This is a genomic window from Caulobacter sp. GW821-FHT10A10, from assembly GCF_059415745.1.
The window spans coordinates 356225-378777 of the sequence record NZ_JBWKNV010000006.1; the positions used below are offsets into that span (position 1 = coordinate 356225).

Annotated in this window: 36 protein-coding genes and 1 pseudogene; 24 read left to right on the top strand and 13 right to left on the bottom strand. The window is 66.2% G+C overall.

The window, feature by feature from the left end; all coding sequences use genetic code 11:
- Positions 1-167 precede the first annotated feature (167 nt).
- The 12 genes from AC07NS_RS18495 to AC07NS_RS18550 form a co-directional block, all read right to left on the bottom strand.
- On the bottom strand, positions 168-461 hold the full coding sequence (locus AC07NS_RS18495) for a hypothetical protein (protein WP_494605567.1): 294 nt from the start codon (positions 459-461) through the stop codon (positions 168-170).
- Entirely contained in the window at positions 458-1324 is an 867-nt protein-coding gene (locus AC07NS_RS18500) for a hypothetical protein (protein ID WP_494605568.1), read from the bottom strand. The genes AC07NS_RS18495 and AC07NS_RS18500 overlap by 4 nt, the downstream gene beginning before the upstream one ends.
- On the bottom strand, positions 1324-1716 hold the full coding sequence (locus tag AC07NS_RS18505) for a hypothetical protein (protein WP_494605570.1): 393 nt from the start codon (positions 1714-1716) through the stop codon (positions 1324-1326). Before AC07NS_RS18505 ends, AC07NS_RS18500 begins: the two co-directional genes overlap by 1 nt.
- The gene (locus tag AC07NS_RS18510) at positions 1713-2954 is read right to left on the bottom strand and encodes an RtcB family protein (RefSeq protein WP_494605572.1); all 1242 of its coding nucleotides are present in this window, start codon (positions 2952-2954) and stop codon (positions 1713-1715) included. Before AC07NS_RS18510 ends, AC07NS_RS18505 begins: the two co-directional genes overlap by 4 nt.
- 2 nt (positions 2955-2956) lie before the next feature.
- Entirely contained in the window at positions 2957-3124 is a 168-nt protein-coding gene (locus AC07NS_RS18515) for a hypothetical protein (RefSeq protein ID WP_494605574.1), read from the bottom strand.
- 4 nt (positions 3125-3128) lie between these two features.
- Positions 3129-4097, bottom strand: coding sequence for a hypothetical protein (locus AC07NS_RS18520; RefSeq protein WP_494605576.1), 969 nt, complete (start codon positions 4095-4097; stop codon positions 3129-3131).
- Positions 4097-4786 (bottom strand): TerD family protein, encoded by a 690-nt coding sequence (locus tag AC07NS_RS18525; protein WP_494605578.1) that lies wholly within the window; start codon positions 4784-4786, stop codon positions 4097-4099. The genes AC07NS_RS18520 and AC07NS_RS18525 overlap by 1 nt, the downstream gene beginning before the upstream one ends.
- Positions 4787-4838: 52 nt before the next feature.
- Positions 4839-5873 carry a DUF475 domain-containing protein gene (locus AC07NS_RS18530; protein WP_494605580.1) on the bottom strand — a complete coding sequence of 345 codons (1035 nt, stop codon included), beginning with the start codon at positions 5871-5873 and terminating at the stop codon, positions 4839-4841.
- Between the two features lie 74 nt (positions 5874-5947).
- On the bottom strand, positions 5948-6649 hold the full coding sequence (locus tag AC07NS_RS18535; RefSeq protein WP_494605582.1) for a VWA domain-containing protein: 702 nt from the start codon (positions 6647-6649) through the stop codon (positions 5948-5950).
- A 9-nt stretch (positions 6650-6658) separates the two neighbouring features.
- Positions 6659-7693 carry a toxic anion resistance protein gene (locus AC07NS_RS18540; RefSeq protein WP_494605584.1) on the bottom strand — a complete coding sequence of 345 codons (1035 nt, stop codon included), beginning with the start codon at positions 7691-7693 and terminating at the stop codon, positions 6659-6661.
- A complete protein-coding gene (locus AC07NS_RS18545) occupies positions 7693-7998 on the bottom strand; it encodes a hypothetical protein (protein ID WP_494605586.1) in 306 nt (101 codons plus the stop codon). Before AC07NS_RS18545 ends, AC07NS_RS18540 begins: the two co-directional genes overlap by 1 nt.
- 69 nt (positions 7999-8067) lie before the next feature.
- Entirely contained in the window at positions 8068-8499 is a 432-nt protein-coding gene (locus AC07NS_RS18550; protein WP_494605588.1) for a hypothetical protein, read from the bottom strand.
- Between the two features lie 475 nt (positions 8500-8974).
- Between AC07NS_RS18550 and AC07NS_RS18555 the strand changes: the two genes are divergently transcribed.
- Positions 8975-9325, top strand: coding sequence for a hypothetical protein (locus AC07NS_RS18555; RefSeq protein WP_494605590.1), 351 nt, complete (start codon positions 8975-8977; stop codon positions 9323-9325).
- On the opposite strand, the gene AC07NS_RS18560 is transcribed toward AC07NS_RS18555, so the two are convergent.
- The gene (locus tag AC07NS_RS18560; RefSeq protein ID WP_494605592.1) at positions 9322-9588 is read right to left on the bottom strand and encodes a hypothetical protein; all 267 of its coding nucleotides are present in this window, start codon (positions 9586-9588) and stop codon (positions 9322-9324) included. The two genes, AC07NS_RS18555 and AC07NS_RS18560, sit on opposite strands and share 4 nt — an antisense overlap.
- Before the next feature lie 135 nt (positions 9589-9723).
- On the opposite strand from AC07NS_RS18560, the gene AC07NS_RS18565 reads away from it, so the two are divergent.
- From AC07NS_RS18565 to AC07NS_RS18675, 23 genes and pseudogenes are all read left to right on the top strand, one after another.
- Complete coding sequence (locus tag AC07NS_RS18565; RefSeq protein ID WP_494605594.1) at positions 9724-10728, top strand: hypothetical protein; 1005 nt, start codon at positions 9724-9726, stop codon at positions 10726-10728.
- Complete coding sequence (locus AC07NS_RS18570; RefSeq protein ID WP_494605595.1) at positions 10713-10910, top strand: hypothetical protein; 198 nt, start codon at positions 10713-10715, stop codon at positions 10908-10910. The genes AC07NS_RS18565 and AC07NS_RS18570 overlap by 16 nt, the downstream gene beginning before the upstream one ends.
- The gene (locus AC07NS_RS18575) at positions 10907-11941 is read left to right on the top strand and encodes a hypothetical protein (RefSeq protein WP_494605597.1); all 1035 of its coding nucleotides are present in this window, start codon (positions 10907-10909) and stop codon (positions 11939-11941) included. Before AC07NS_RS18570 ends, AC07NS_RS18575 begins: the two co-directional genes overlap by 4 nt.
- Complete coding sequence (locus tag AC07NS_RS18580; RefSeq protein WP_494605598.1) at positions 11938-12486, top strand: alpha-ketoglutarate-dependent dioxygenase AlkB; 549 nt, start codon at positions 11938-11940, stop codon at positions 12484-12486. The genes AC07NS_RS18575 and AC07NS_RS18580 overlap by 4 nt, the downstream gene beginning before the upstream one ends.
- A 122-nt stretch (positions 12487-12608) precedes the next feature.
- Positions 12609-12818, top strand: coding sequence for a hypothetical protein (locus tag AC07NS_RS18585; protein ID WP_494605600.1), 210 nt, complete (start codon positions 12609-12611; stop codon positions 12816-12818).
- A gap of 64 nt (positions 12819-12882) precedes the next feature.
- Positions 12883-14196, top strand: a complete 1314-nt coding sequence (locus tag AC07NS_RS18590; RefSeq protein WP_494605602.1) for a hypothetical protein — start codon at positions 12883-12885, stop codon at positions 14194-14196.
- Positions 14196-14615, top strand: coding sequence for a helix-turn-helix domain-containing protein (locus AC07NS_RS18595; protein WP_494605603.1), 420 nt, complete (start codon positions 14196-14198; stop codon positions 14613-14615). Before AC07NS_RS18590 ends, AC07NS_RS18595 begins: the two co-directional genes overlap by 1 nt.
- A gap of 83 nt (positions 14616-14698) precedes the next feature.
- Positions 14699-15034 carry a hypothetical protein gene (locus tag AC07NS_RS18600; RefSeq protein WP_494605605.1) on the top strand — a complete coding sequence of 112 codons (336 nt, stop codon included), beginning with the start codon at positions 14699-14701 and terminating at the stop codon, positions 15032-15034.
- Positions 15034-15690, top strand: a complete 657-nt coding sequence (locus AC07NS_RS18605; RefSeq protein WP_494605606.1) for a hypothetical protein — start codon at positions 15034-15036, stop codon at positions 15688-15690. The genes AC07NS_RS18600 and AC07NS_RS18605 overlap by 1 nt, the downstream gene beginning before the upstream one ends.
- Positions 15687-16049, top strand: coding sequence for a hypothetical protein (locus AC07NS_RS18610; RefSeq protein WP_494605608.1), 363 nt, complete (start codon positions 15687-15689; stop codon positions 16047-16049). Before AC07NS_RS18605 ends, AC07NS_RS18610 begins: the two co-directional genes overlap by 4 nt.
- Before the next feature lie 13 nt (positions 16050-16062).
- The gene (locus AC07NS_RS18615; RefSeq protein WP_494605610.1) at positions 16063-16467 is read left to right on the top strand and encodes a hypothetical protein; all 405 of its coding nucleotides are present in this window, start codon (positions 16063-16065) and stop codon (positions 16465-16467) included.
- The gene (locus AC07NS_RS18620; RefSeq protein ID WP_494605612.1) at positions 16464-16991 is read left to right on the top strand and encodes a YqhA family protein; all 528 of its coding nucleotides are present in this window, start codon (positions 16464-16466) and stop codon (positions 16989-16991) included. The genes AC07NS_RS18615 and AC07NS_RS18620 overlap by 4 nt, the downstream gene beginning before the upstream one ends.
- Before the next feature lie 4 nt (positions 16992-16995).
- Positions 16996-17472, top strand: coding sequence for a hypothetical protein (locus AC07NS_RS18625; protein WP_494605614.1), 477 nt, complete (start codon positions 16996-16998; stop codon positions 17470-17472).
- Positions 17472-17978, top strand: a complete 507-nt coding sequence (locus tag AC07NS_RS18630) for a hypothetical protein (RefSeq protein WP_494605616.1) — start codon at positions 17472-17474, stop codon at positions 17976-17978. Before AC07NS_RS18625 ends, AC07NS_RS18630 begins: the two co-directional genes overlap by 1 nt.
- Positions 17969-18325, top strand: coding sequence for a hypothetical protein (locus AC07NS_RS18635; RefSeq protein WP_494605618.1), 357 nt, complete (start codon positions 17969-17971; stop codon positions 18323-18325). The genes AC07NS_RS18630 and AC07NS_RS18635 overlap by 10 nt, the downstream gene beginning before the upstream one ends.
- A gap of 3 nt (positions 18326-18328) precedes the next feature.
- Positions 18329-19084, top strand: a complete 756-nt coding sequence (locus AC07NS_RS18640; protein WP_494605619.1) for a hypothetical protein — start codon at positions 18329-18331, stop codon at positions 19082-19084.
- On the top strand, positions 19074-19688 hold the full coding sequence (locus AC07NS_RS18645) for a hypothetical protein (protein ID WP_494605621.1): 615 nt from the start codon (positions 19074-19076) through the stop codon (positions 19686-19688). Before AC07NS_RS18640 ends, AC07NS_RS18645 begins: the two co-directional genes overlap by 11 nt.
- Before the next feature lie 79 nt (positions 19689-19767).
- Entirely contained in the window at positions 19768-19965 is a 198-nt protein-coding gene (locus AC07NS_RS18650; RefSeq protein WP_494605623.1) for a hypothetical protein, read from the top strand.
- 8 nt (positions 19966-19973) lie between these two features.
- A complete protein-coding gene (locus tag AC07NS_RS18655; RefSeq protein WP_494605625.1) occupies positions 19974-20342 on the top strand; it encodes a DUF2958 domain-containing protein in 369 nt (122 codons plus the stop codon).
- 135 nt (positions 20343-20477) lie between these two features.
- Positions 20478-20756 carry a hypothetical protein gene (locus AC07NS_RS18660; RefSeq protein WP_494605626.1) on the top strand — a complete coding sequence of 93 codons (279 nt, stop codon included), beginning with the start codon at positions 20478-20480 and terminating at the stop codon, positions 20754-20756.
- A gap of 156 nt (positions 20757-20912) precedes the next feature.
- A pseudogene (locus AC07NS_RS18665) lies at positions 20913-21149 on the top strand (helix-turn-helix domain-containing protein); the annotation flags it as partial.
- 593 nt (positions 21150-21742) lie between these two features.
- A complete protein-coding gene (locus AC07NS_RS18670; protein WP_494605628.1) occupies positions 21743-22003 on the top strand; it encodes a hypothetical protein in 261 nt (86 codons plus the stop codon).
- Positions 22004-22117: 114 nt separating this feature from the next.
- Positions 22118-22549, top strand: coding sequence for a hypothetical protein (locus AC07NS_RS18675; RefSeq protein WP_494605630.1), 432 nt, complete (start codon positions 22118-22120; stop codon positions 22547-22549).
- Positions 22550-22553: the final 4 nt, after the last annotated feature.

The following is a 22553-nucleotide window of genomic DNA, read 5'->3' on the forward strand; positions in this document are numbered from 1 at the left end:
GACGGCACCAGAAGAAGTGACGGCGGGTGGGCCCGTAGCCCGGCGCGCTGCCGCCCATGGCTGCGCAGTAGCAGCCATGGCTCTGGAGGCCGATGCAGTCCATGCAGTCGAAAACGGGCCACGCCAGCCGGCGCAGCCCGTGATCGAAGCGTGTGAGGAGGCCGAGCTTAGGCGGCTTCGACATCGCCCTCGGCCGGCTGGTAGAGGTTTCCGAAGTCGGCGTCCTTGACGATCTTCAGGATGCCGTCCTCCAGGACCAGCCAATCGCCGCGCACTGCGAAGCTGTCGGGGCCGGACTTGGACGGAACCGAAACCGTCTTGACCAGGGTCAGGGTGGCGCCCTTGCCGCCGCCCAGGGTCGGCAGGCGGTAGCTCTTCAGCCATTCGGGCCACTGGGCCTCCGGCTGGTTGTCATAGCGAAACGCCAGGGCGTTGGTGGGCTTGCGGGTATAGAGGCTCATACGGATGTCTTGGTCCTGGTCTGATAGGTCATGATGCCGGCCAGCGCCGCGTCGAAGTCAGCGAGGACGCGGTCGCGCAGGGCGGCCGGCAGATAGGGAGAAAGGCGGGCCCGGAATTCGGGGCCGTCCTTCACGTACATGCCGCCCAAGGGCGACTTGGTGCGCGCGCAGGCGCGCATGTTGACGATGCGGTCGCAGAACTTCGGCAGCGCCGCTTCGGGGGTCTTCTCGATCTTGGCGGCTTGCTGCTCGAAGCGTGCCGCCCGGTTCTGGGCGATGCCTTCGATCTCCTTCAGGCCCGTGACGCACCAGACGAGGTAGGCGATCCTTTCGCCGAACCGGCCGCGCACCAGGGCAAAGCGATCCTCGATCGGCAAATCGGGCCAGCAGTCCTCCAGCGTGTCATGCAGCCAGAGGACGGACAGAACCACCCAGTCGATGATCTCGGGCGCGATCTTTGCGAGTTCGCGGGCGTACTCGACGGCCTCGGCGAGGTGAACCTGATAGGGCTCCTCGCTGTCGCCGTAGAGTTGGGCGCCGTGGTGCAGGATCGCGAAGGTCCTGGCATCCTCCACGAGATGGCGGCCGTCGCTGTAGTAGACCCGTTGCTCACCCGTGTCCGGATCGAAGGCCTCCATCAACGGGATGCCAGTGATGTAGGAGGGCGGCAGGTGCTCGCCCGACTGGATGGAACCCCAGACCTCGCCGGTGCGCGCAACATGCTCGCGTTCCTCGGGCCTCAGCTTCCAGCAGAAGATGTGCTCGCCGTTGGCCGAATGTGTCCAGAGAGGGCGGATGTCAGGCCGATCGGGTCCGCCGACGTGCGTGGCGTTGAACCCGACGAAACGTACCGGATCAGCCATCAGATCAGCCCTTGGCCGATCTTGAAGGCCTCTTTGGCCTTCATCTTGGCGACCGCTTCGGGGCCGCACGTCAGGATGCGATTCAGCTCACTGGTCTCGCAGTGGTCGACCGAGATGCCCAGGTTCTCGGCCAGCCCCATCAGGGCGATCGAAACCCCGCCGATCTCCTGCGGCGTCTCGCCGACAGGGCGGCCGAAGACGTACTGGGCCAGATGGGTGACGTCCTCTAGCGTCAGCCCTTGGGTCTGGAGCAACTCCAGGGCCTCTTCACCAAAGCGCAGCGCCCTGGTGCGCCGGACCAGCGCCGGGTCGCCGAACGTATCGGCAGCCCAGCCCAGGACCTTGGCTTGCCGCTCGTCGCGGCGTTCGTGGACGATTTGGATGTAGCTCAACCCTTCACACAGACCACTTGCTTGATGATGTGGACGACGTCCACGAGGTCGGCCTGGGCGGCCATGACGGCGTCGATGTCCTTGTAGGCCAGCGGGATTTCGTCGATGACGCCCGCGTCCTTGCGGCAGGCCACGCCCTGGGTCGCGGCGATCTGGTCCTCGACCGTGAACTGCGCCTTGGCCTGAGTGCGAGACATGCGCCGGCCCGCGCCGTGGCTGCACGAGCAGAAGCTGTCTGCGTTGCCCTTGCCGCGCACGATGTACGACTTGGCGCCCATCGAGCCGGGAATGATGCCCAGCTCACCGGCCTGGGCCGAGACCGCGCCCTTGCGGGTCACGTAGACCTCCGCGCCGAAATGGGTCTCCTTCTGGACGTAGTTGTGGTGGCAGTTGACCGCCTCCTTGTCCGTCTTGAAGGGCGGCAGGCCGCTCTCGCGCATGGCCTGGAGCACCCGGATCAGCATCATCTCGCGATTGATCTTGGCGAAGTCCTGGGCCCAGCCGACGGCCTCGACGTAGTCGGCGAACTCCGGCTCGCCCTCCTCAAGCCACGCGAGGTCCTTGTTGAGCGGCTTCTGGCCGTCACGGCGCAGCATCAGCTCCTTGGCCTTGTTGATGAAGGTCTTGCCGATCTCGTTGCCGACGCCGCGCGAGCCGCTGTGGACCATGACCCAAACGCGCTGGCTGTCCTTGGCCGGAGACTCCTCGTGCTCGACGCACACTTCGATGAAGTGGTTGCCGCCGCCGAGCGTGCCCAGCTGCGTGACGTTGTTGGACGACGCCAGCGAGGGGTACTTCTCGCAGAGCCGCTCGAAGCGCTTCTCCAGGCCCTTGCCGACCCAGGCGTTGACGATCGAGTTGGGGATGCCCATGCGCCCCGGCTCTTGCCAGGAGCCATGGACGCCCGGCCCGCCGTGCGGAACCGCATGCTCGATCCTGGAGCGCAGGTCCTCCAGGCTGTCGGGCAGATCGGAGGCGGTGAGGCTCGTGCGCACCGCGACCATGCCGCAGCCGATGTCGACGCCCACGGCGGCGGGGATGATAGCGCCCCGCGTCGGGATGACCGACCCCACCGTCGCGCCAGCGCCCATGTGGACATCCGGCATCACGGCGATGTGGCTATGGATGAAGGGCAGGCCAGCCGCTTCGTGGGTTTGCTGCTGGGCGGCGTGCTCGAACTCCACGCCTTGAGTCCAGGCGCGGATGCGTCCGCCGTACCAGCCGGTGATCTCCTCCATGGTCAGGCCAGGATTTCGCGGATGGCGTCGGCCTGGGCCATGGCGCCCAGCTTTTCCACCGCGTCGCGCCCGGTCAGGCCGTCGAGGAACTCGGCGGTGTCGGCCAGGATGGCGCGCAGGGTCGCGGGGGTGGTGGCGACGGCGGCTTCGGTGGTCGTGGCGATGGTCATGAGATCAGGCCTTTCCTTGGGCGATCATCCAGCGCGGGATGATGTTGTTAAGGAGATCGTCCACGTCGGGGACGAGCTTGGTGAGGGAGTCGCCGCTCATCTGGAGCGTGGCCTTGATGGTCGCGGCGGTGTTCGTGGCGCCGATCAGGGTCCGTAGACGCCCCTGGACGACGCTGGCTTCGATCGTGTCGGTGATGCTTTCGCTGACGGCGTGGAGCACCAGCTGGTTGAGCCGCAGCTCCCGGAGCGCGGTGTCGATCTGCTTCTCGGCTTCCTGCGCCAGGGTGATCGCCTGGACGAGGAGGTCCCGGGCGTTCTCCAGCATCTGCTTGTAGTAGTCCGGCTTGGGGGCGCGCCCCAGGCCGAAGAGGCCTTTGCGGGGGTTGGAGTAGGCCTCCCGTGTTTCCGAACCCCAATGGGTGGCGTTGGCCGTGCTCATCAGGGTGTTGATCTTGGTCTGCTTGCCGGCAACCTCGGCCAGCGCCTCCAGGGACTTCTCACCGAAGCTCATCCGGGCGGCCGTGTCAGCCTTCAGGAAGCGGTCGATGCGATTGCGCAAGCGCTGATCGGCGCCCGTCGCGGGGTCTAGCTGGGAGGCCCACGCCGCCATGGCTTCGACCCGAGGGTCCTGGTCCACGATCGGCGAGGTCGCCACAAGCTTTTGAACGGCGCGCTGCCTGGGGCTCAGCTCGATCTCGGCGACCTTGCCCACGCCCAGCTGGTAGTGGTCGATGGTCGCCGGCTTGCTGCGCGGCGGGGCGTCGAAAACCACGCCGCCGGCTGCTGGCTTCTTCTTGGGCAAGTCGATCTCGCTCAGGGTCGCCTCCAACAGCACGTGGACGGGGTTTTGGCAGAGCTGCCAATGGGTGAAGGTGACGACCCGCCCGTCGGTCAGCTGGACAGTGACATCGCGGGTCGTCGGGTCGGTCGTGGCCGCCAACACCTGGGGAGCGGCGCGGGCGGCCCCGGCCATCAATCGATGACCACGTTCGGGCCGTAGTAGTGGACGAAGTCCTCCAGGCCGTAGCCCTCGAAGCCCTTGCCGACGGCGTTGAACTTCCACTCGCCGCCCACCAGGATCAGCGAGCCCAGCTGCATCGCCGTGGCGATCGACAGGTCGTCGTCGTTGGTCAGGTCGAAGCGCGCGACTTCATCGCCGGCCACCGGGCGGACCTGCGGCTTGCCGTTCTCGTCGGTGATGGTCTCGGTCAGGATCGTGCCGTCGGCGTTGCGCACGCCCTTGCAGATGCGGATGTAGGCGTCGTTGACCTGCCCGAAGTTCTGCTTGCGCGCGACGAACTCATCGATCGTCACGATGAAGGCGATCTCGGTGGCGTCGGGGTTGATCTTCAGCAGATCGACGGCGAGGCGCTCGTCATCCCCCTTGGTGTTGCCGACCTGGGCGTCGCCGGCGTGCCAGACCCCGCCGCACGGGCTGCGGGTCTGATTGTAGAAGACGAAGTAGGCCGCGTCGGGCGTGGGGTCGTCGAGCAGGACGGCCTTGCCGGTGGTCGGGTCGGGCTTGCAGATGAAGGCCGAGCCGTCGAGGTCGAACTTCTGGTTGCCCGGCGGCTCCCAGCCCAGGCCGATGACGTACAGGTCGCACTCACCGGCTTCCTTCTTGAGGGTCAGCTTCTGACCCTTCTTCAGCGAAACGCTCATTGGATGTCCTTGGGAATTGGCGGCCGGGAAGTCCCCTCCCCGGTCGGCGGGATCAGATGGAGGCGGCGATGCCGGAGGCTTGGGCGGAGGCCTTGGCTTCAGCCCGCTTTTCGAGGATCGAGGTGATCAGGGCGGCCACCAGGAGGCCGGCGCCGATCAGGCCGGTGACGACCTCGGGCACCTCGACGATCGGCGAGATCAGCATCAGCGCAGCCAGGGCGATGATGGCCCAGAAGGCGCCGTGTTCGAGGTGAGGGAACTCGGCCAGGGTGTCGCGGTCGACGGCCAGCTGGGTCAGCTCACGGACCGCCAGGGCGCCGATGCCAAGGCCCACGGTCACCCAGATCAGGTTCGTGGTGATCGCGAAGGCGCCGATGACGCCGTCGAACGAGAAGCTGGCGTCCAGGACTTCCAGATAGATGAAGCCGCCGATCGAGGCCTTGATGATCTTGCCCGCCGCGCTGCCGCCGCCGCCGACCACGGTGGCGAAGTTCTTGACCAGCAGGAAGGTGATCAGACCGGCGATGCCCGAGAGCACGAAGCCCAGCTGCTGGGCGGCCGGCAGAGCCACGGCGATGCCCACCAGGGTCGTCAGGGTGATCAGGACTTCGACCGACGTGCCCAGGCCCAGCTTGGCCAGGACCTTCTCGATCGGCGCGATCCAGTGCTCTTCCTTCTCGGCGTTGATGAAGTGCTCCAGGCCGACCTTGGCCAGGAAGACGCCGCCGAACGCCGCGATCATGTAGTGGACGCTCTCCAGGTGATGGGCGTAGGCGTGCTCATCGTTGAAGGCCAGCGCGAGCGCGTCCTGCGGCCACATGCGTCCGAAGATGGCGACGATCAGCACCGGGAAGGCCAGACGCATCAGGCCGACGGCGATCAGCATGCCCCAGACCATGAAGCGCTTGCGCCACTTCTCGTCCCAGCCCTTGAGAATCTTGGCGTTCACGACGGCGTTGTCGAACGACAGGCTGATCTCCAGCGCCGCCAGGACGAAGACGTTGAACGCCATGTAGGCGCCGGCGAAGTAGCCGGCCGCGCCCACGCCGGCCGCCAGGGCGATCAGCGGGGGGGTGAAGTAGGACATGAGGGATCGTTGAGCGCCCATGGGGCCCTCCTTTCAGTCTGAATTGTGGGTGGGAAAGGCTGCGCGCTGGCCGATCAGGCCGCGCCGTGCGCCTTCAGGAAGTCGACGAATTCGTCCGAGACCAGCTCTTCGTACATGACCTCGTCGGGCAGGTTGAAGCTGCTGAGCGCGATGTGGCCGCAGTTGTCGAATTCCTTGGCCAGGGCCTCCAGCCTGGAGAAGTCAGCCCCGCCGACGCCGATGAGCTGGAAGTAGACCGGCTTGCCGCGCGCGGCCCGCAGGACCTCCGACGCCCGGTCTCCGAAATCAGGCGTGCCGTCGGTGAAGAACAGGACGATCGACAGGGTGTTGTCGATGACGCCCTTCTTGCCCCCGAAGCCGAACATGCCCTTGGAGCCGCCCTTCTCAGCGAAGAGGAAGTCGATCACGGCCTTCAGGGCGCGATCGTAGCGGGTCGAGCCCTGGGTGTTGTAGCCGCCGGCCACCAGCTTCCTGGCGACATACGAGCCGTAGTCCTCGACCGTCTGGGTCGGCGCCTGCTGGACGTTGTCGTCGAAGGTGAAGGCGTCGACATTGCCGTCGTCGTCGAACTTGAGCGCCACGCCGAGCACTTGGTCGGCGGCCTTCTGGAGATCGCCGCCGCTGATGATCCGCGCCATCGAGCCGGAGACGTCATAGACGGCCACGACGCGGGACGGCGGGACGCTCACGACGCCCTTCTTCTTGAGCGACAGGCCGACCTTCTCGGCCTTTTCCTTTACGAGGCTGAGCCCCATGGTCGTTCCTTACTGCTGGAGACGCGCGGCCAGTTGCTGGGTCAGCGCTTCGAGTTGCGGTTGGTCGGCGGCGATCCGGGCCTGGGTGGCCTTGCGGACGCCGTCGATGTCGTCGAGGGCCTTGATGGTCGAGGCCTGGATGGTCTTGAGGGTGTCGAGCGAGTAGTTGGCCCGCCCGGCGCTGGCGGCGACGGCCACGGCCGTGGTGCCCAGCAGCTCGGCGTTTCGCAGCGCCGCCTTCTCGTTCAGATCGCGGATGGACTCGCCGAAGTCGTTGTTCTTCTTCGTCTCCAGCGCCAGGATGTAGAGGTTGAACGTCCCGATCAGGTTCGGGATGGTCTCGCCCTTGATCCCGTTGAACTGCCGGATCAGCGAGGTCGTCGCCTCCGTCAGCATCTGGATTTGAGCCGACTGGTTGGCCACCAGCACGCGGGTGTTGCGCATGTTGGAGACTTCGACCTTGGCCGCGTCGAGCACCGACAGGCGCTCGCGGTAGGACATCACGGCCATCGGGTCGGCGGATGCGTCCGACGGCGCCATGCTGGCTTCCTCCGCCGCGATCTGGCGCTCCAGTTCATCGGCCTCGCCGCCGATGCGCACGTAACGCTCGGCATTCGCCTTGGCCAGCTGCTCCAGCTGCGGGAGCCGCTGATGCAGCTTGGCGATGCGCAGGTCGATCTCGCGGACGAGTTGCTCGACCTGGGACTCGACCGAGGTGAAGTGGTTCTTCACCTCCTGGGTCTTGCGGCGGAAGAGGCCGAAGATACCGCCCTTGGCGAAGGTCGTCGGGTCCAGCTCGCGGGCCAGAACCAGCAGCTTGCCTAGGTCAGAGCCCAGCTCGTCCATGTCGGCGCCGCGCACGGCGCCGGCGATCTTGGAGGTGATCTCGGTGGCGCCCTTGACGTGCGACGACGACAGGGCGGTGACCGATGCGAGGGTGAGCGCCCGGGGAGCCGAGGCCGACCCGCTGAGCACCAGCTCGTTGACGCGGACGATGTCAGCGACCGGCAGCGAGGGCTTGTGCGTGAACTCGATCGCGCCCATCAGGCCGCGCCCTTACGCGAGGCGTTCTGGACGCGTTGCAGGCCTTGCACCTCGGCGCGCAGCTGATCGGAGAGGCGCCGGGCGATCTCGCGCACGGAAACCGAGACGCCCCCGCCGAGCCCTGCGACCTGGGCGCATTCATCGGCCCAGCCCTGCACGGCTTCGAGGAAATGAGAAGTTGCGGCGTCACCGGCCGCGAGGGCTGCGCGCTGGGCCTCCTCGGCGCTCGCATAGAGGCTGAGCTTCGGGGAGGCTTCGGCGGTGGGCACAAGGCCTAGATGCGGTGCGTAGGCCGTGGCGGCCATGGGTGTCTCCTAAACGAATGCCGGCTAACTACGGCACTCGCTAAGAGACGTCAAGTCTATGTCGTCATTTCACGACACACGGGGCCTTGCCGCCATGACCTGCGCAGCCATCAAGGCTTCACGCGCCAGGAAGGCGACCTCTTCCTGGTCCCAGCAGACGCTCTTGCGCAACGCGTCCTCGACCTCTTCGTGGCGGCGCATTTCCTCGACCATCTCCTTCGACCAGCACAGCCACGATCCCCGTGTCCTGCAATAGGTCAGCCGGTGGATGCAGATCGACTTGTTCCCCCCGGTGTCGAGCGCAATCGACACTCGGGCGTGGGCCAGAAACCTGATGCGCCCGCTTATCGTCGGACACACGCCTTGGGCCGCTTCGACCCTATGGCCCTGCGCCGGCTGCGGATCGCGGGCCAGTTCTAGCCCGTCATCTGTGTCGCACATCCCCACACTCACTAAACGCCGCCACAAGGCGGACTGTTGTTTACTGTTCGGCTTGGTCACTGCTCCCTCCGACGGCGTCCTACTGACGCCCGTGCGGAAGAAGTGCCCCATGACCGCGCCAAAAACGGTCGTAGACCGCCGGCACTCGTACTCCTCGAATGCGGCCCAATGTCGCGCCGCCAAGCTCTGCCATTTCACATGCACCAATGATGCTCAAGGTTGAACCGTTTATGAATTTCGCGAAGGACACATTGCTTCGTTCGCCTGACATGAACCGCAGTTTAGGTCGATACAAACGCAACATGATGTGGATGCCTATACGTGAACACCGCTATATGTAGATGCGCGCTACCGCACGCTTATCCACAGCGCAGCTGCACCAATCCGTGAGCAACCGGTGTCCGTGCATTTTTACACACTTAAAGCAGCGTTAGCCGAGTTCGCCGAAACGCAATCCGATCCAACGCGTTGACAGCCAGCACTCATGGCGCTATGGCGCAAGTGTCGTAATTTCGCGACACACAAGGAACCTCCAATGAAGAACACCTGGATCGCGGTCAGCCTGCTCTCGGCGCTTGCTCTCGCCGGCTGCACCGACCACCGCCGCACCGAGACCATCACCGTGACCAAGGCCGAAAGGGTTTGCAGCGGCGGCGAAAAGGGCGACTGCAAGTATCTGGTGTTCACCACCGGCACGACCTACGAGAACACCGACAACAGCTGGTACGGCAAGACGGACAGCTCCGACCTGCATGGTCACCTGATCCCGGGCCACAGCTACAAGGTCGAGGTGATCGGCAAGCGCAACACCATGTGGTCGCAGTACCCGAACATCCTGGCCATCGATTCCGAGGTTGCTCGCCTGCCGGTCGCCGCCGCCATCTAGCGCCGTGTGCGCAACGGCCGCGTCGGCGTGCCTGGGCTAGGGCCGTAATGGAACACGATCCGCCCCGCGCAGCCTTTGGCAGGGCATCGCGGGGCTCGATCAGCAAGGCTGAAGTCGGCGCCGAACTTCTTGATGATGGCGTCCAGGTCGACGGGCTTGAAAAACCCGCACGTCGCGCACAGCGCGTTGCAGACCGCCGTCGCAGCCTTCAGGTTGCCCACGGTTTCGGCGTAGCGCGGCAGGTAGGCGGGGTTCTTTCCCATGAGCCCTTCCATAAATGTTCTCATTTCGTTCCGATAGTCCGGACGTGTAAATTTCGACCGAATGCCTGACATCAGGTGTTGACAGCCGGCGCAGACAACCCTACACCTCCGTCAACGCCGCAGGGAGACCTCGACATGACCGACGCCGCCGCTGAACAGTTCGCCTTTCTTCGCTCGGGTCTGAGCGAAAAGCCGCACGGCGGTCTGCGCTACTTCCACGACGGCATGCGGAACCTGGAGGCCTACGAGGCCGATCCGGTCATCACCCAGACCGAGTTCAAGGAGCTGCGCAGCGACTTCAACCGCGCCCTCGACGCGGCCTGGAAGAACCTGATCAGCGAGCCCTTCACCTATAATGGCCGCAGCGCTTCCCTGTCCGAGGAGGAGAAGAACCTCGCCTGGGACACCGCGCACCCCGAGTGCCACACGCTGGCCGGCAAACTGAAGAAGGTCGAGAAGGCCACGAAGGCCCAGGGCGTCATGCGCGACACGATGCTGAAGCTCCTGCGCGACGCCGAGCCGCTCGTCGAGCGCGTCAACGCCTTGAAGGCAAAGGTCGGCAAGCGCGCACCCAAGCCGACCAAGACGTCGATCGCCCGGGAAGAGCGCGAGGCCAAGGCCATGACCTGCCAATGCTGCGGCCGAGGCATCCTGGCCGAGACCGGCGAGATCGCCCACCACGGCTACGAGCGCCCCGGCCTTGGCTGGCAGACGAAGTCGTGCTTTGGCGCCCTGGCCCTCCCGTTCGAGGTGTCGCGCGATCGCCTGGGCGAACACATCGACACCCTGCGCGAGCAGCGCCTTCACGAGAAGGCGAGCCTGAAGCAGGTCATCGCTGAAGAGGGGTCGCTGATCTGGGCCTTCGTCGACCAGAGCACCCGCAAGCGCTCCTGGGACAAGGGCGAGACGGTCTTCCACCCGGTGACGCGCGATACCTTCGACGCCGTCGCGGCCGCCACGGCCGCGATCCGATACAAGGGCGACGCGACGACCTACGACGTCCTGAAGGAGAAGCGTATCGGCGACATCGAAGCCGAAATCCGCAACCTGACGGCCTACATCGACATCCAGCAGGGCCGCTTCGACGCCTGGAAGGGCCCGACCCACAAGCGGGTCAACAAGGAATGGGTGGCTCTCTGAGCCGCCCCAGCTACCGCCGGGCTCTCCTATGGATCGCCCGGAACGACGACACCTGCTGGCTGGACGACGCGCGTCCGATCATCAGCGTCACCACCGCCCTCGTCGCCGACCTGTTCGGCAAGACCGATGAAGACGTCGTGCGCGATCTGCGCCGCACCGTCGAGAAGGAGAAAGCCCGATGAGCGACCTGAAGGTCTACACCGTCGCGATCACGCACCCGAACATCCGCACGCCTCAACGGCAGGCCGATGCGATGGTCGCTGCGACGTCCCAGGCGAAGGCCGGCGAGCTGCTGGGCTGCACCGCGCGCCACATCGCCACCTATGGCAGCAACCTCTACAAGGGCAAAGCCTACGATCTGGCGATGTCGGAGCCGGGCACGGTGTTCGTGGCCAAGTCGATCGTGTCGTCGGAGTTCATCCGCATGGCCGACCTGGATAAGCGCACCGATCCGTCGGTGGACGACAGCGCGCTCTTCATCGACTGCACCGAGGACTACGACGACCTCCACGGCAAGACGATCACAAGCCCGGCCTTCGGCGCCATCCAGTTCTCGCGCGTCTCGGGTCGCGAGAACCTCTTCATGGTCGACTATCCGCAGGACCACTACATCACGGTGACGATCTCCACCGCTACCCTGCGGCGCAACCTCTCCAACGACTGGCCGCACGCTGACAAGGACCTGATCGAGGTTCGCATGAGCGCGGTGCAGTGGGCCGAGTTCATCTCCTCGCCCAACTCGACGGCCACGCCCTGCACCCTGGCCCACTACGTCGATCCCAAGACCGGCGAGATGCGGACCCCGCGCCTGCCCGACGAGCATGTCGGCACCACCGCGACCTTCGCAAAGGAGGTCCGCAACACTGCTGAGAAAGCCGCAAGCATGCTCGACGAGGCCATGCTTATCGCCAAGGCCATGTCCGAGGGGCCTCTCAAGAAAGGCGACCTGGGCCGCCTGATCGCTGCGCTGAACAGCGCCCAGTCGTCCATGACGTCCAGCATGGGCTTCGTGGTCGAGCAGGCCGAGGAGGCGATCGAAGCAGCGTCCGGCAAGGCGCGCGCCGAGTTCGACGCCCACGTCGATTTCGCCATGCAGCGCCTGGGTGAGCGCGCCCTGGGCGAGCGGCTGAACGCTGCTCTGGAGTCGGGCGTCGATATCAAGCTCCTGGGATCGAGCCTGATGGGCGCGGCCATGCCGGAGGAAGAGGCTTGAGCGCGCCCTTCGCCTACATCCCCGGCTTCCTCAGCGAAGCCGAAGGGGCGATCGCCCATCAGCGGCTGACCCTGGAGCTGGACTGGCTGAGGGTCACCCGTCGGTTCGAGTATTGGACCAACACCTTCGACCGTCCGTACACCTACGGCTCGGGCGCGGGCCTGCGCACCTATGAGGCCCAAAAGGCGCATGGCGTCGTAGACGTGATCCGCGAGCGGCTCGCCGACGCCCACGGCGTCTTCCTGGAGGGCTGCTTCCTCAACCGCTACAAGGATGGCTCCGACGCCCTGGGCTGGCACGCCGATGACGATCCGGCGATCGACCACACCCGCCCGATCGCCGTGATCACCATCGGCGCCGGCCGCGATATCCGCATCAAGGCCCAGGAGAAGGGCTCCCACCCCGTGGTGCAGTTCTTGGAGCCGGGCAGCCTGCTGCTGATGAACCCGGGCATGCAGCAGACGCACTTCCACGACATCCCGGCCGTGAAGGACCGGGATATCGGGCCGCGCATCTCCCTCACCTACCGAGGCCTTGTCGCCTGATGCCCGTCCTGGCCCACAAGGAGCCTTGCCCCAAGTGCCCCTGGCGGCGTGGCGCCGCCCCCGGCTACCTCGGGGCTTCCTCGCCCGAGGAGTTCCTCGCGACGACCCTAGCGGAAGTCCATATGCCCTGCCACCTGACCGTGGACTATGAGCGCCCTGACTGGCGCGACCAGATCGAGAACGCGCCGTTCTGCGCCGGCTCCCTCACCTTCATGAAGAACCTCTGCAAGCTGCCGCGAGACCCGTACCTGAGTGAGGCCAGGGCCCAGGTGGCGGCTGATCATGCTGCGGTGTTCAGCCGGCCCGAGCAGTTCCTCGCCCATCATTCCTGACACTATGTGTTGACCACCGTCACTTGATCGCGTAGGTCCTTTTCGTCCGCGACGAGGAGGTCCCATGTTCGACGAAGACGCCTACCAGGAACTGCTTGAGCGCCCCCTGCCCGGCTGCTCGCCCTTGGCCGCCGCCGAGGATGCGTCCTTCGATGAGGACGCCGCGTGGGAAGAGCTGTCGCGGCCAGAGCCGCGCACGTCCCAGACCACGATCACCTGCGAGGTCTACCCGACGTCGCAGGCCCACTTCCTCAAGCGCGTCGCTGCGTTCACCGCCATGGCCAACCGGCACGGGCAGGAGGTCGCTATCGTCGGCCGGCGCGACGCTCTAGTCTCCAAGCCCCAATGGAACGGCCGTCCGCGCAAGGTCGCGGTCATCTTCTTCGACGTCTCGATCCCGCCCTATGTCGGCGTCAACGGCCGCATCGCCGGCCACTTCGAGCGGACCGAGACCGGCGACAGCTGCTACATTCACGTGTTCGACGAGGCGTACCGGGCCCAGGTCGAAACGCTGCAAACTCGAATGGGCGATTGCGACCACTGCGGCCACAGGCGCCGGCGCAACAACACCTTTGTCTGCGTCGATCCGGCAGGCGTCGTGCGCCTTGTCGGGAGCGACTGCTTGAAGGACTACCTTGGGATCGACCCGGCTTTCGCGCTGGCCAGCGCCGGCATGCTCAGGGAGCTGAAGGCTGAGGCCGAAGAATGGGAGCGCTGCGCACGTGGCGTCCCCCTGGTCGACCTGGAGGAGGCCGTCCGCGCCGCCTATCGGGTGGCCAAGAAGAACGGCGGCTACAACAAGGACGAGGGCCCGCGCATGCGCACCGAGCTGCGTGCGCTGCTTCTGGGAGGCATCGACAAGGAGACGCAGGAAATCCGGCGGGCCTATGCCGACTATCATCCCGAACTCGATGTCCAGGCCCTGGCCGACTACGTGGACGATGCCGAAGGCGACTTCGGCTCGAACCTGCGCGTGGCGTTCAGCCAGACCCTGGTGGCCGAAACGCGCCTGGGTCTGATCCTCGCCGGTGTCGGGCTGTTCGTCGGCCGGTCGATGAAGCGCGCCAGGGACGCTGAGCTGGCCAAATCCCTCCCGCCGGCCAAATGGGTCGAGGCCGAACCTAAGACGCGGATCGACCTCGTCGGCACCGTCCTGCGCACCACCCCCTACTCGTCGGAGTACGGTGGCGGCGTCATCATCGTCACCCGGTGTGAGGGCGGCGAGAACCTGCTGCACTTCAGCTCCGCCCGAGTGGTCCCCGACGCCGGCAAGCGTTATGCTGTGCGGGCTACCGTGAAGCGTCACGAGCACGATAAGAGGTCGGGTGATCCGGTCACCCATGTGAGCCGGGCGATTTACACCCTGATGGAGCCCTGATGGCCGACAAGGACGCGATCTACGCGGCGATGGACCGTGGCGACACCATGGCGTCGATCGCCCGCGAACATGGGCTGCACCTCTCGCGGGTCTACCAGCTGCGCGACTCCAGGCACCGGAACACGCCCGGCGGCCGACCGGCTACCGTCACCCCCGAGGCCGTTGTCGCGGCGATCCGCAGCGGCTCGACGCAGAAGGCCGCCGCTGCGGCCCTCGGCGTCACCCAAGGCCGCATCTCGCAAATTCTCGCAGAGCATGCGCCGGACTTGCTCAAGTCCGCCGTGTCGCACGACGCCGAGACCCTCGCCGCCGTGGCCGAGTGCGCCTCCAAGGCCCAAGCGGCAGCCCGCCTGGGCATCACACCGGCGACGCTGAGCCGCCGGCTGAAACGTCTGTCGGAAAAATCTAACGCTGAGTGACGTCATTTTCTGACATACGCCGTTGACGTCGGCACTGGACCATGCTCAATGTCGGGAAATTCCGACACACAGGAGGTCCAGGCATGAAGCTAGTCCGCCACGTCAAATCCGGCCGCGTCTACGAAGTCGTCACCAACAGCGTCGAGGAGCGTGACCTCGCTCCGAAGGTCACCTACCGCTCCCTGAAGACCGGCGTCTCGTTCAACCGCGATGCTGCGGAGTTCGCTGACGGCCGCTTCGAGACGATCTATGACGTCCCCGAGCCGGCGCACCGCGACTTCGCCGTCACCTTCCAGGACGGTCGTGTCGTCCGCGTGGGCGGCCCCACCATCCACGACGCCCTGCGCATCTTCGGCTACGACGCCGACCAAGTCGTCGCCTACCGCGAGAACGACTACCTCTACGCGGTGGCCGCCTGATGAGCGCGCAAGGCATCATGGAGCTGCTGCGCCGCAGCGCTCACGCCCTGGGCGTCGACGCCATCGTCGTTTACGAGGTCGACGGCCTTCGAACCCGCGCCTCTCTGATGGACGGCTTCAAGCAAACGCCGGTCGATCGCCACGAGGACGACGGCCCCGGGCTCTATGCCGGCCCCGTCACCGAGGCTGACCTGCGCGCTGCGCTGCGCCGGCATCATGACTGGCACCTGGGGCAGACGCAGCCGGCCGACCACGGCATCGTCCTGGCCGACGCCTATGCGGAGAGCCAGCTGTGCAGCAGCACCGTCAAGGCTCTGGCCCGCCCTGTCACGCCGCGCGCGACGGTCGCCCCGACGCTCTACGGCCGGCTAAAGCGCGCCGAGGAAGCGGTGAACCGCTCGCCGGACCTCAACGCCGAGCGCGACCAGTTGGCGGCCCTGCTGCCTGAGCTGCGCGCCGTGGTCGCGCAGGTGCTGCCGCTCGGCGCAGGCCTCCCTCGCGAGCGTCTCCAGGCCCTTCGTGACGATGTCCAGGCGATCGCCGCCGGCATCGGCCCTCTGGGCGACCCGGGCGGCCCGCTCGCGGGCTGGAGCCTCTCCCTCGCCGTCCTTGCGGGGCTTCTCGACGAGACGCTGCGCAAGGCCCCGGCCTCGTGATCTACCCCTTCACCTACGACGACCTGGACATGGCGATGCGGGACGGCAGCGGACATCTCGTCTGCTACTTTGTCCGACCTCCGCATCGCTACGACCAGGACGTGCTTTCCGCCGGGCTGGAGGCGGTCTCCAAGGCCAAGGCCGGCGCCCACCTCGACAAGAAGGCCTTCGCGGCGATGCTGGCCTTCGCGCCGACGCCCTGGGCCGACGGGCGCGATGCCAAGCACTTCGGCTACGTCGTCGACGCCACCGGCGCCCCGATCTTCCACACCTACTCCACGCGCGGCTCGGCCAACGTCGAGGCCCATGTCCGCGACGAACTTGTCGCCCTCGTCAATCTGACGGCCAACATCCTCTAACCCCGAAATCCCCATGACCATCACCGTGCTCAAAGAGCACCCCGCGAAGACCTGGAAGCTCCGGACCTTCACGAACGACGCCGGCCAACGCGAAATCATCGTCGGCTACCAAGACAGCTGGCGTCATCGCGACGCCGTTGAAGTCGAGAACTTCGCCTTCGAGGCCTCGCTGCGGTTCAAGACCTATGGGCGCGGCCGAAGCGCCGTGACCTACACCCTGGAGAACCGCCAGGGCGGGCAGGACTTCCAGACTGGCGGCAAGGCCGTCCTGGGCATCTTCAAGGGCCTGGAGCGTGGCGACCTGACGCTCGAACCGGACGGCTGGCTCACCGGTGCCTGGATTTTCCAAAAGCAGGGGCAGGAGGTCTACCTCCATCCCTACGACCGCAAGTCAGGGAAGGCGGTGTTCGTCCTGTGACCCACGCCACCACCCTGCGTTCGATCCTGGCCGACCTGCCGGGCCGCTTCCTGCTCTGGACGCGCTGGACCCTGTACCCGATGTACGTGGGCCTCTACGTCGCGATGCTGATCTACGCCTACAAGTTCGCCGAGGAGCTGTGGCACCTCGCGAGCCACGCCACCGAGATGACCAGCGTGGACATCGTCCTGGCGGTCCTGGGCCTGATCGACGTCGTCATGATCGGCCAGCTGATCTTCAGCCAGATGGCCGGCGGCTACTCGATCTTCGTGCGCGACATCTCCCATGACCCGGTCCGGCCGCGCAGCCTCAACGGCCTGACGACGACCAGCCAGAAGAGCAAGCTCGGCCAGAGCCTGATCTCGATCGCCATCATCTACCTGCTGAAGGACTACTTCGAGGACGCCGACTGGTCCTCGATCTGCAAGCACCTCGCCATCATCGCGGGTTTCATCGTCGCCTCGCTCAGCTTCGGGCTGATCAACATGGTGACGCCCCACGACCACACTCCCTCGGAACACTGATCCCATGACCATGAAGAAGAAGCTGCTGGGCGCTTGCGCCCTGGCGATGACCTATGGCCTGACGCTGGCTGCCGTTTCGGCCTGCTCGGACGTCAACCAGCACCGACAGCACCGCCAAGAGGTGCAGCTGCGCCACTTCCACGATGGCCGCGTGGGCTACGTCGACAACACCGGCCTCTGGTGGTGGCAGACGAGCAGCGGCTGGGCCCGAGGCGACCAGCCGTCCGAAGCCGACGTTCAGGCGGCCCAGGTGGAAGACGCCGTCGTCGCCCAGTCCGAGACTGGCGTCCCCTCAGGCGACACCATGTCGCCGGCCGAAGCCTCGGCCGAGATTGGCGGCGGCGACAGCGCCTCCTTCGCCGGCCCGTCCGACAGCTCGCCCGCCGTCGACTCCAGCGCCGACAGCGGCTCGTTCGGCGGCGGCGACACTGGCGGTGGCGGTGATGCGGGCGGCGGCGGCGGCGGCGGGGACGGCGCCTGATGGCTGGGAAGCCCTACTGCGAGGCCGACATGGTCCGCCGCGAAAGCGTCATGCTCGCCGCCGGCATCAAGTTCGCCACCTACCGCGTGCGGACCCCTGGCAAGGACGCGGATGATCCCGCGTCCTGGAGCACTCGCCAGTTCCACATGACCTACATCCCCACCAGTGAGGCGGGAGGTCATTCGATGGCGAGCACCGGCGAGGTCGTGATCTGCGCCATGCTCGACGAAGACGCCCTGCCGATCCTGCGCTCGGCCGTGCAGTCTGCCGAATGGAACCGTGACAGCGGCGGCGGCATGACCAGCTCGATCGTCCTGGGCGAGCACGACGCCCACGTCTATCCCGACAACACCGGCTACCTGAACATCCAGATCAGGAAAGGCGAGCAGGTCCTGGGCCTCATGGGACTGAACATGGCCTCGCTCTTCCTGACGATGGCCACGCGCTCGATCGCCGCGCACGCGCCGCCGGCCCATACGCCGCAGGAGGATGGCGGATGGGTGTGAAGGACGATCCGAAGTCGGTGATCAAGGCCGCCGACGCCAAGGCGCTCTTGGACCGCCACGGCGCCCAGGCCGTCGTGATCCTGCTGGTCCGAAAGGACGGCGTCATCGACTCCGCCACCTACGGCCACGACCAGGGCGCCTGCGATGTCATCGCGCGCTGGCGTGACGGGCTGATGGGCAGCCTGCCGCGCGCGCCGTTCCAGACGTGGTTCGGCTGGGGCAACGGCGGCAAGCCCAAGCGCCTGAGCCCGCAATCCTTCGAGGCTCTGACGCCCAACCAGCAGACCTTCGTCGCACGCAACACCCACCCGGCCGCCGAGGGCGGCGTCTCCCTCAGGAAGGATTGAATCTTGAAGCAGCGCCAGCCCCTCGACGTCGACGCCGCCCTGGCGATGGCCCGCCAAGGCATTTCGACCCGGCAGATTTCTGAGGACCTGGGGTTCAGCTACGGGCTTATCTGGAGGGCTATCCGCCGGAATGCTCCCGACCTCGATCCGGGTCCTGAGCCCGCCGGCAACAGCAAGGCGCCGTCCCTACTCACAGGTGAGGCCGAGGCGGCGCTGGCGCTCTTCGCCACCGTCTCCGATTACGCCGAGGTCGCACGGCGCTTCGGCGTGAAGAAGCAGGCGATCATCAATCTGGTGCATCGTCAGGCGCCTGAGCTGATGCTGTCGAAGGGCCGTCCGAGGTCCCTGAACTACAGCCTCATTCTCAAGTACGCCGAGACGGGCTCGTATACCTACGCCCAGCTCGCCGAGATGTTCTCGACCAAGGCCGCGACCATCTCGACGCTGGTCCGCCGCAACGCCCCTCACCTTATCGGGCGAATGCCTTCGGGCCAGCGGACCGACGGGCGGTGTGTTGGAGGCGGAGAGAAGTTCTCCCATGCCCTGGCCCGACGCCTCTACGTCAACCAGCTGCTGACCCTGGCCGAGATCGCCAAGCGCATGGATGTGGATACGTCCACGGTCTGCGTCGCGCTGAAGAAGTACCCCAAGGCGCGCGCCCAGCGCCGCGCCAACGTCCACAAATTCAAGCTCGCCCAGCGGCGCGCTTCCACCCTCAAAACCCTCACCGAAATTCGGACCCTCTCCAATGCCGCTTGATTTCTCCCGCTGCACCGTCGCCGAGCTGCGCGCTGAATTCCTTGAACTGCGCCAAGACCTCGAAGCCGACCTTAAGGACGCATGCAACATCCTGGTGGAGCTTCGCACCCGTGGCCAGCTGCCGCAGGAATGGCGCGGCGGCGTGTTCCGCTACTACGCCGAGATCGCCGCCGAGAAGCTGCATCCGGTCGCCGCCCTGGCTTTCTCGGAAAGCGAGATCATGGTCCGCAACGTCATGGGCCTGCCGCTGGATGTGCAAAAGCGCCTCGCCGAGGGCGAGGAGGTCACCGTGGCGGTGATGCGCACCGACGGCCGGGTCGTGGCCGATAGCCAATCTGTCCCGATGATGGATCGCGGGACCTTCAATCGCGTGATCGACAACGGCGCCATCCGCAGCTTCGAGGCCCAGAAGCGCATCCTGCTGGATCGCGGCGACGTCAAGCGCGCGCACCGCTCGACCAACCCGACCGACATCCGCGTGGACAAGGCCAAGGAGGAGCTGATCTGCGGTCAGCTGCGGCTCCCGGCCCGCGACGTGATCAGCGCCCTGGCGCAGCTGGGCTTCAAGGTGGAGCGCATCACACCGGTGGCGAACGCAGCCTGACTCTAGGTGTTGACAGCCGGCACTCGCTGGTCTAAGAGACCTCCAACGCAACGAAGGAGGCCCCGTTCTGACGCAGCTGTTGATCGAGCTTGAGGAGATCGGCGCGCGTAGCTTTGCTGTTCGCAGCAACTATGCGACGAACACTCCCTTGCTTGTCGGCTGGGTCGAGCGGGGCCTTGGCGTTTGCGGCGACCCAGTCTGGCTCGCACGCACCCCAGAGGGAGCACTCGACTTCGAGTTCGAGACCCTGGAGCGGGCAGCCAAGGCGCTGATCTAGGAGGTTACATGGCTCAAGTGCTGATCCCCGTCGACATCATGGCCAAGCTGAAGGCCAACGGCGCTGCCCAGGCCGAGGGCTTGGCTGCCAACCCGAACTACGAGCACGACCCCGTGCCGGTTCTCAAAATCTTCAATCCGAGCGGCGCGGCGACGTGGCTGTTCACCGAGATCGACGAAGACGGCGACCGCCTCTTCGGCCTGTGCGATCTGGGCATGGGCGAGCCGGAGCTGGGCTACGCAAGCCTCGCCGAGCTGAAGTCGATCCGCACCCCGCCGCTGCGTCTGCCGCTGGAGCGCGACGAACACTTCCGCCCGACCAAGCCGCTGTCGGCCTACACCGAAGAGGCTCGGGCCGCCGGACGCATCGTCACTTGAGGCGATGGCGGCGCCTGCTCCCCCTCCTGGCGGTGATCGCCGGGTTCGGGGGAGCCTTCGTCCTGGCGACCTGCTCGCGATAGCGAGGGGTGGCCTTCCGCAGCCGGCGGCAGAGCCCGCCTTGGGGGAGACCACATGAGCTACCACTTCGAGTTCACATCCGGCGGCGCGCGCTACGGGGTCGATCTCAACGCCCCGACCGACGGCTGGACCACCATCTATGAGATCGCCTCTGGCGACCCGATCCTGGAGCTGCCTCTCTATCTAGAGTGGGCTGGCGCCCGCGCCGCGATCGAGGGCTACCGCAAGGGGCTCGCGCGCGGCCAGCAGATGGGAATCACTCAGATGAAGGACAATCTGCGCCGGCTGCTGAGCGAGGGACCCGTCGGCCTGCTCACTGCTGCGCCCGCCTAGCCTGCGGCGGAAGGTCGCGGAATTTCGGGCAGATTCAACCTGCACCGCGCATTCTCTCGAAACCCTACGGGGTATGCGACACCGCCGCTACAAAACGACGCACTTTCTTCGATTTGCAGCCATAGAGCGCGCCGCTCAATTTTCCGAGGCGAGTTGATGAGTGAAGAAAAAGTCACGGGCGAACCGCATCCAGTCGACGAACACGTCGGCAATGCTGTGCGCCGCCGTCGTCGAGAGATGGGAATCTCTCAAACCCAGCTCGCGGAGGCTCTCGGCCTCACGTTTCAGCAGGTTCAAAAGTACGAGCGCGGAGCCAACCGGCTTTCCGCCTCGAAGCTCTACGAAACCGCCCGCAAGCTAGAGGTGCCGGTCCAGTATTTCTTCGAGGGGCTGGAGCAGGCCGCCGCCATGCCTACTGAGAAGCGCCAGTCGACCCGAGCGTTCTTCCTCACCGTCGGCTCCGAAGAGCTGGCGCTGGCGTACTTGAAGATGCCCCGGCACATGCGGCAGGCGCTGGTCACCCTTGCGACCGGCCAAGCCAGCCTGTTCGAGGAGCCGGACGCACTGGTCGAGGTGAGGGACGCTCCGCTTCTGGCCGCGCCCGCCGATGAGGAGCCCGCTCCGATCGACGTGGAAGTCGAGCCCGTCGAAGACGTGTCCGAACCTCCCCCGGAGACGCCAGAGCCCTCCTCCGAGGCAGCCGCCGCCCAGGAGCCGCAGCCGCCGGCCGCGCCGGTGAAGGTGCGAGCCAAGCCCGGGCCCAAGCCCGGCACAAAGCGCACGCCCAAGCCTAAACCAGCCCCTACCGCCGCGCCCGAGCCAGAGCCGGTGGAAGAGGCTCGCAAGCCTCGCAAGCCCAAGCTCGCGACCAAGAGCCTGCTGTCGAAGTTCGGCGGCAAGGACAAGAAGCGCGCGCCGCTCTCCAAGCGCCGCCGCACCTAAGACAACCCTCCCCTGTCCTGCTAGGACGTCAATCTGGAGACCGCATGACCGACAACCGCCACATCATCTTCGCCTCTTCGGACCATGACGAGGACGCCGGCCACGGCGTCGCCACCTGGATCGCGCCCGACTCCAACGGCGTTCCCCAGCAGGTCGCGATCGTCGATCACGAGAAAGGCGAGATGGTGGTGCTGTCGGCCGAGTACGCCCTGGGCGCGGCCCTGGCCCTGGTCAAGGCGCTCCAGGGGCAGGTGCAGCCCGCGAGCGGCGCCGCCGCCCCCAACCGGCGCCAATCGCTCCAGTGACGCCATTTGACGACACTTGCTTGACACGGAGCCAGAACGCTCGTTAAGTGCCGCCATTCGGCAACACTGAAGCGAGACCCATGCTCTACCACGACCCCATCGACTGCGCCGGCAATGGCTAAGCCCTTGCCGGCGATTTCGCGCCAGGACCTCATCGACCTGATGCGCGCCAACCTGGAACTCGACATCCAAAGGTGTCCGGGCGAGGAAATCGTCACGGTCGGCGGCATGGATATCGTGGCCGACGCCATCCTCGAACAGCTCGGCCTCAAGGGCCGTGAGGACGTCACGCCCGGCGTCTGGCCCAAGCGGGTGCGCGACGTGCGTGGCCTGCGGGTCCGCCTTCGCTTCCCCCTCTCCAGCGGCAACGTGGTCATCCCGGCGGGCACCGTCGGCACCATCGTCGGCGGCTACAAGTGGGACGCCCTGGAGTTCGTTTCCGACGGCTGCCGAGGCTGCGGCGTGAAGCCCAAGATCGCCCGCTGCTCCAAGTCCTGCTTCGAGCCTTTGGCTCAAGCCCCTGAGGACGCCCAGAAGGCCTCCTGACGCC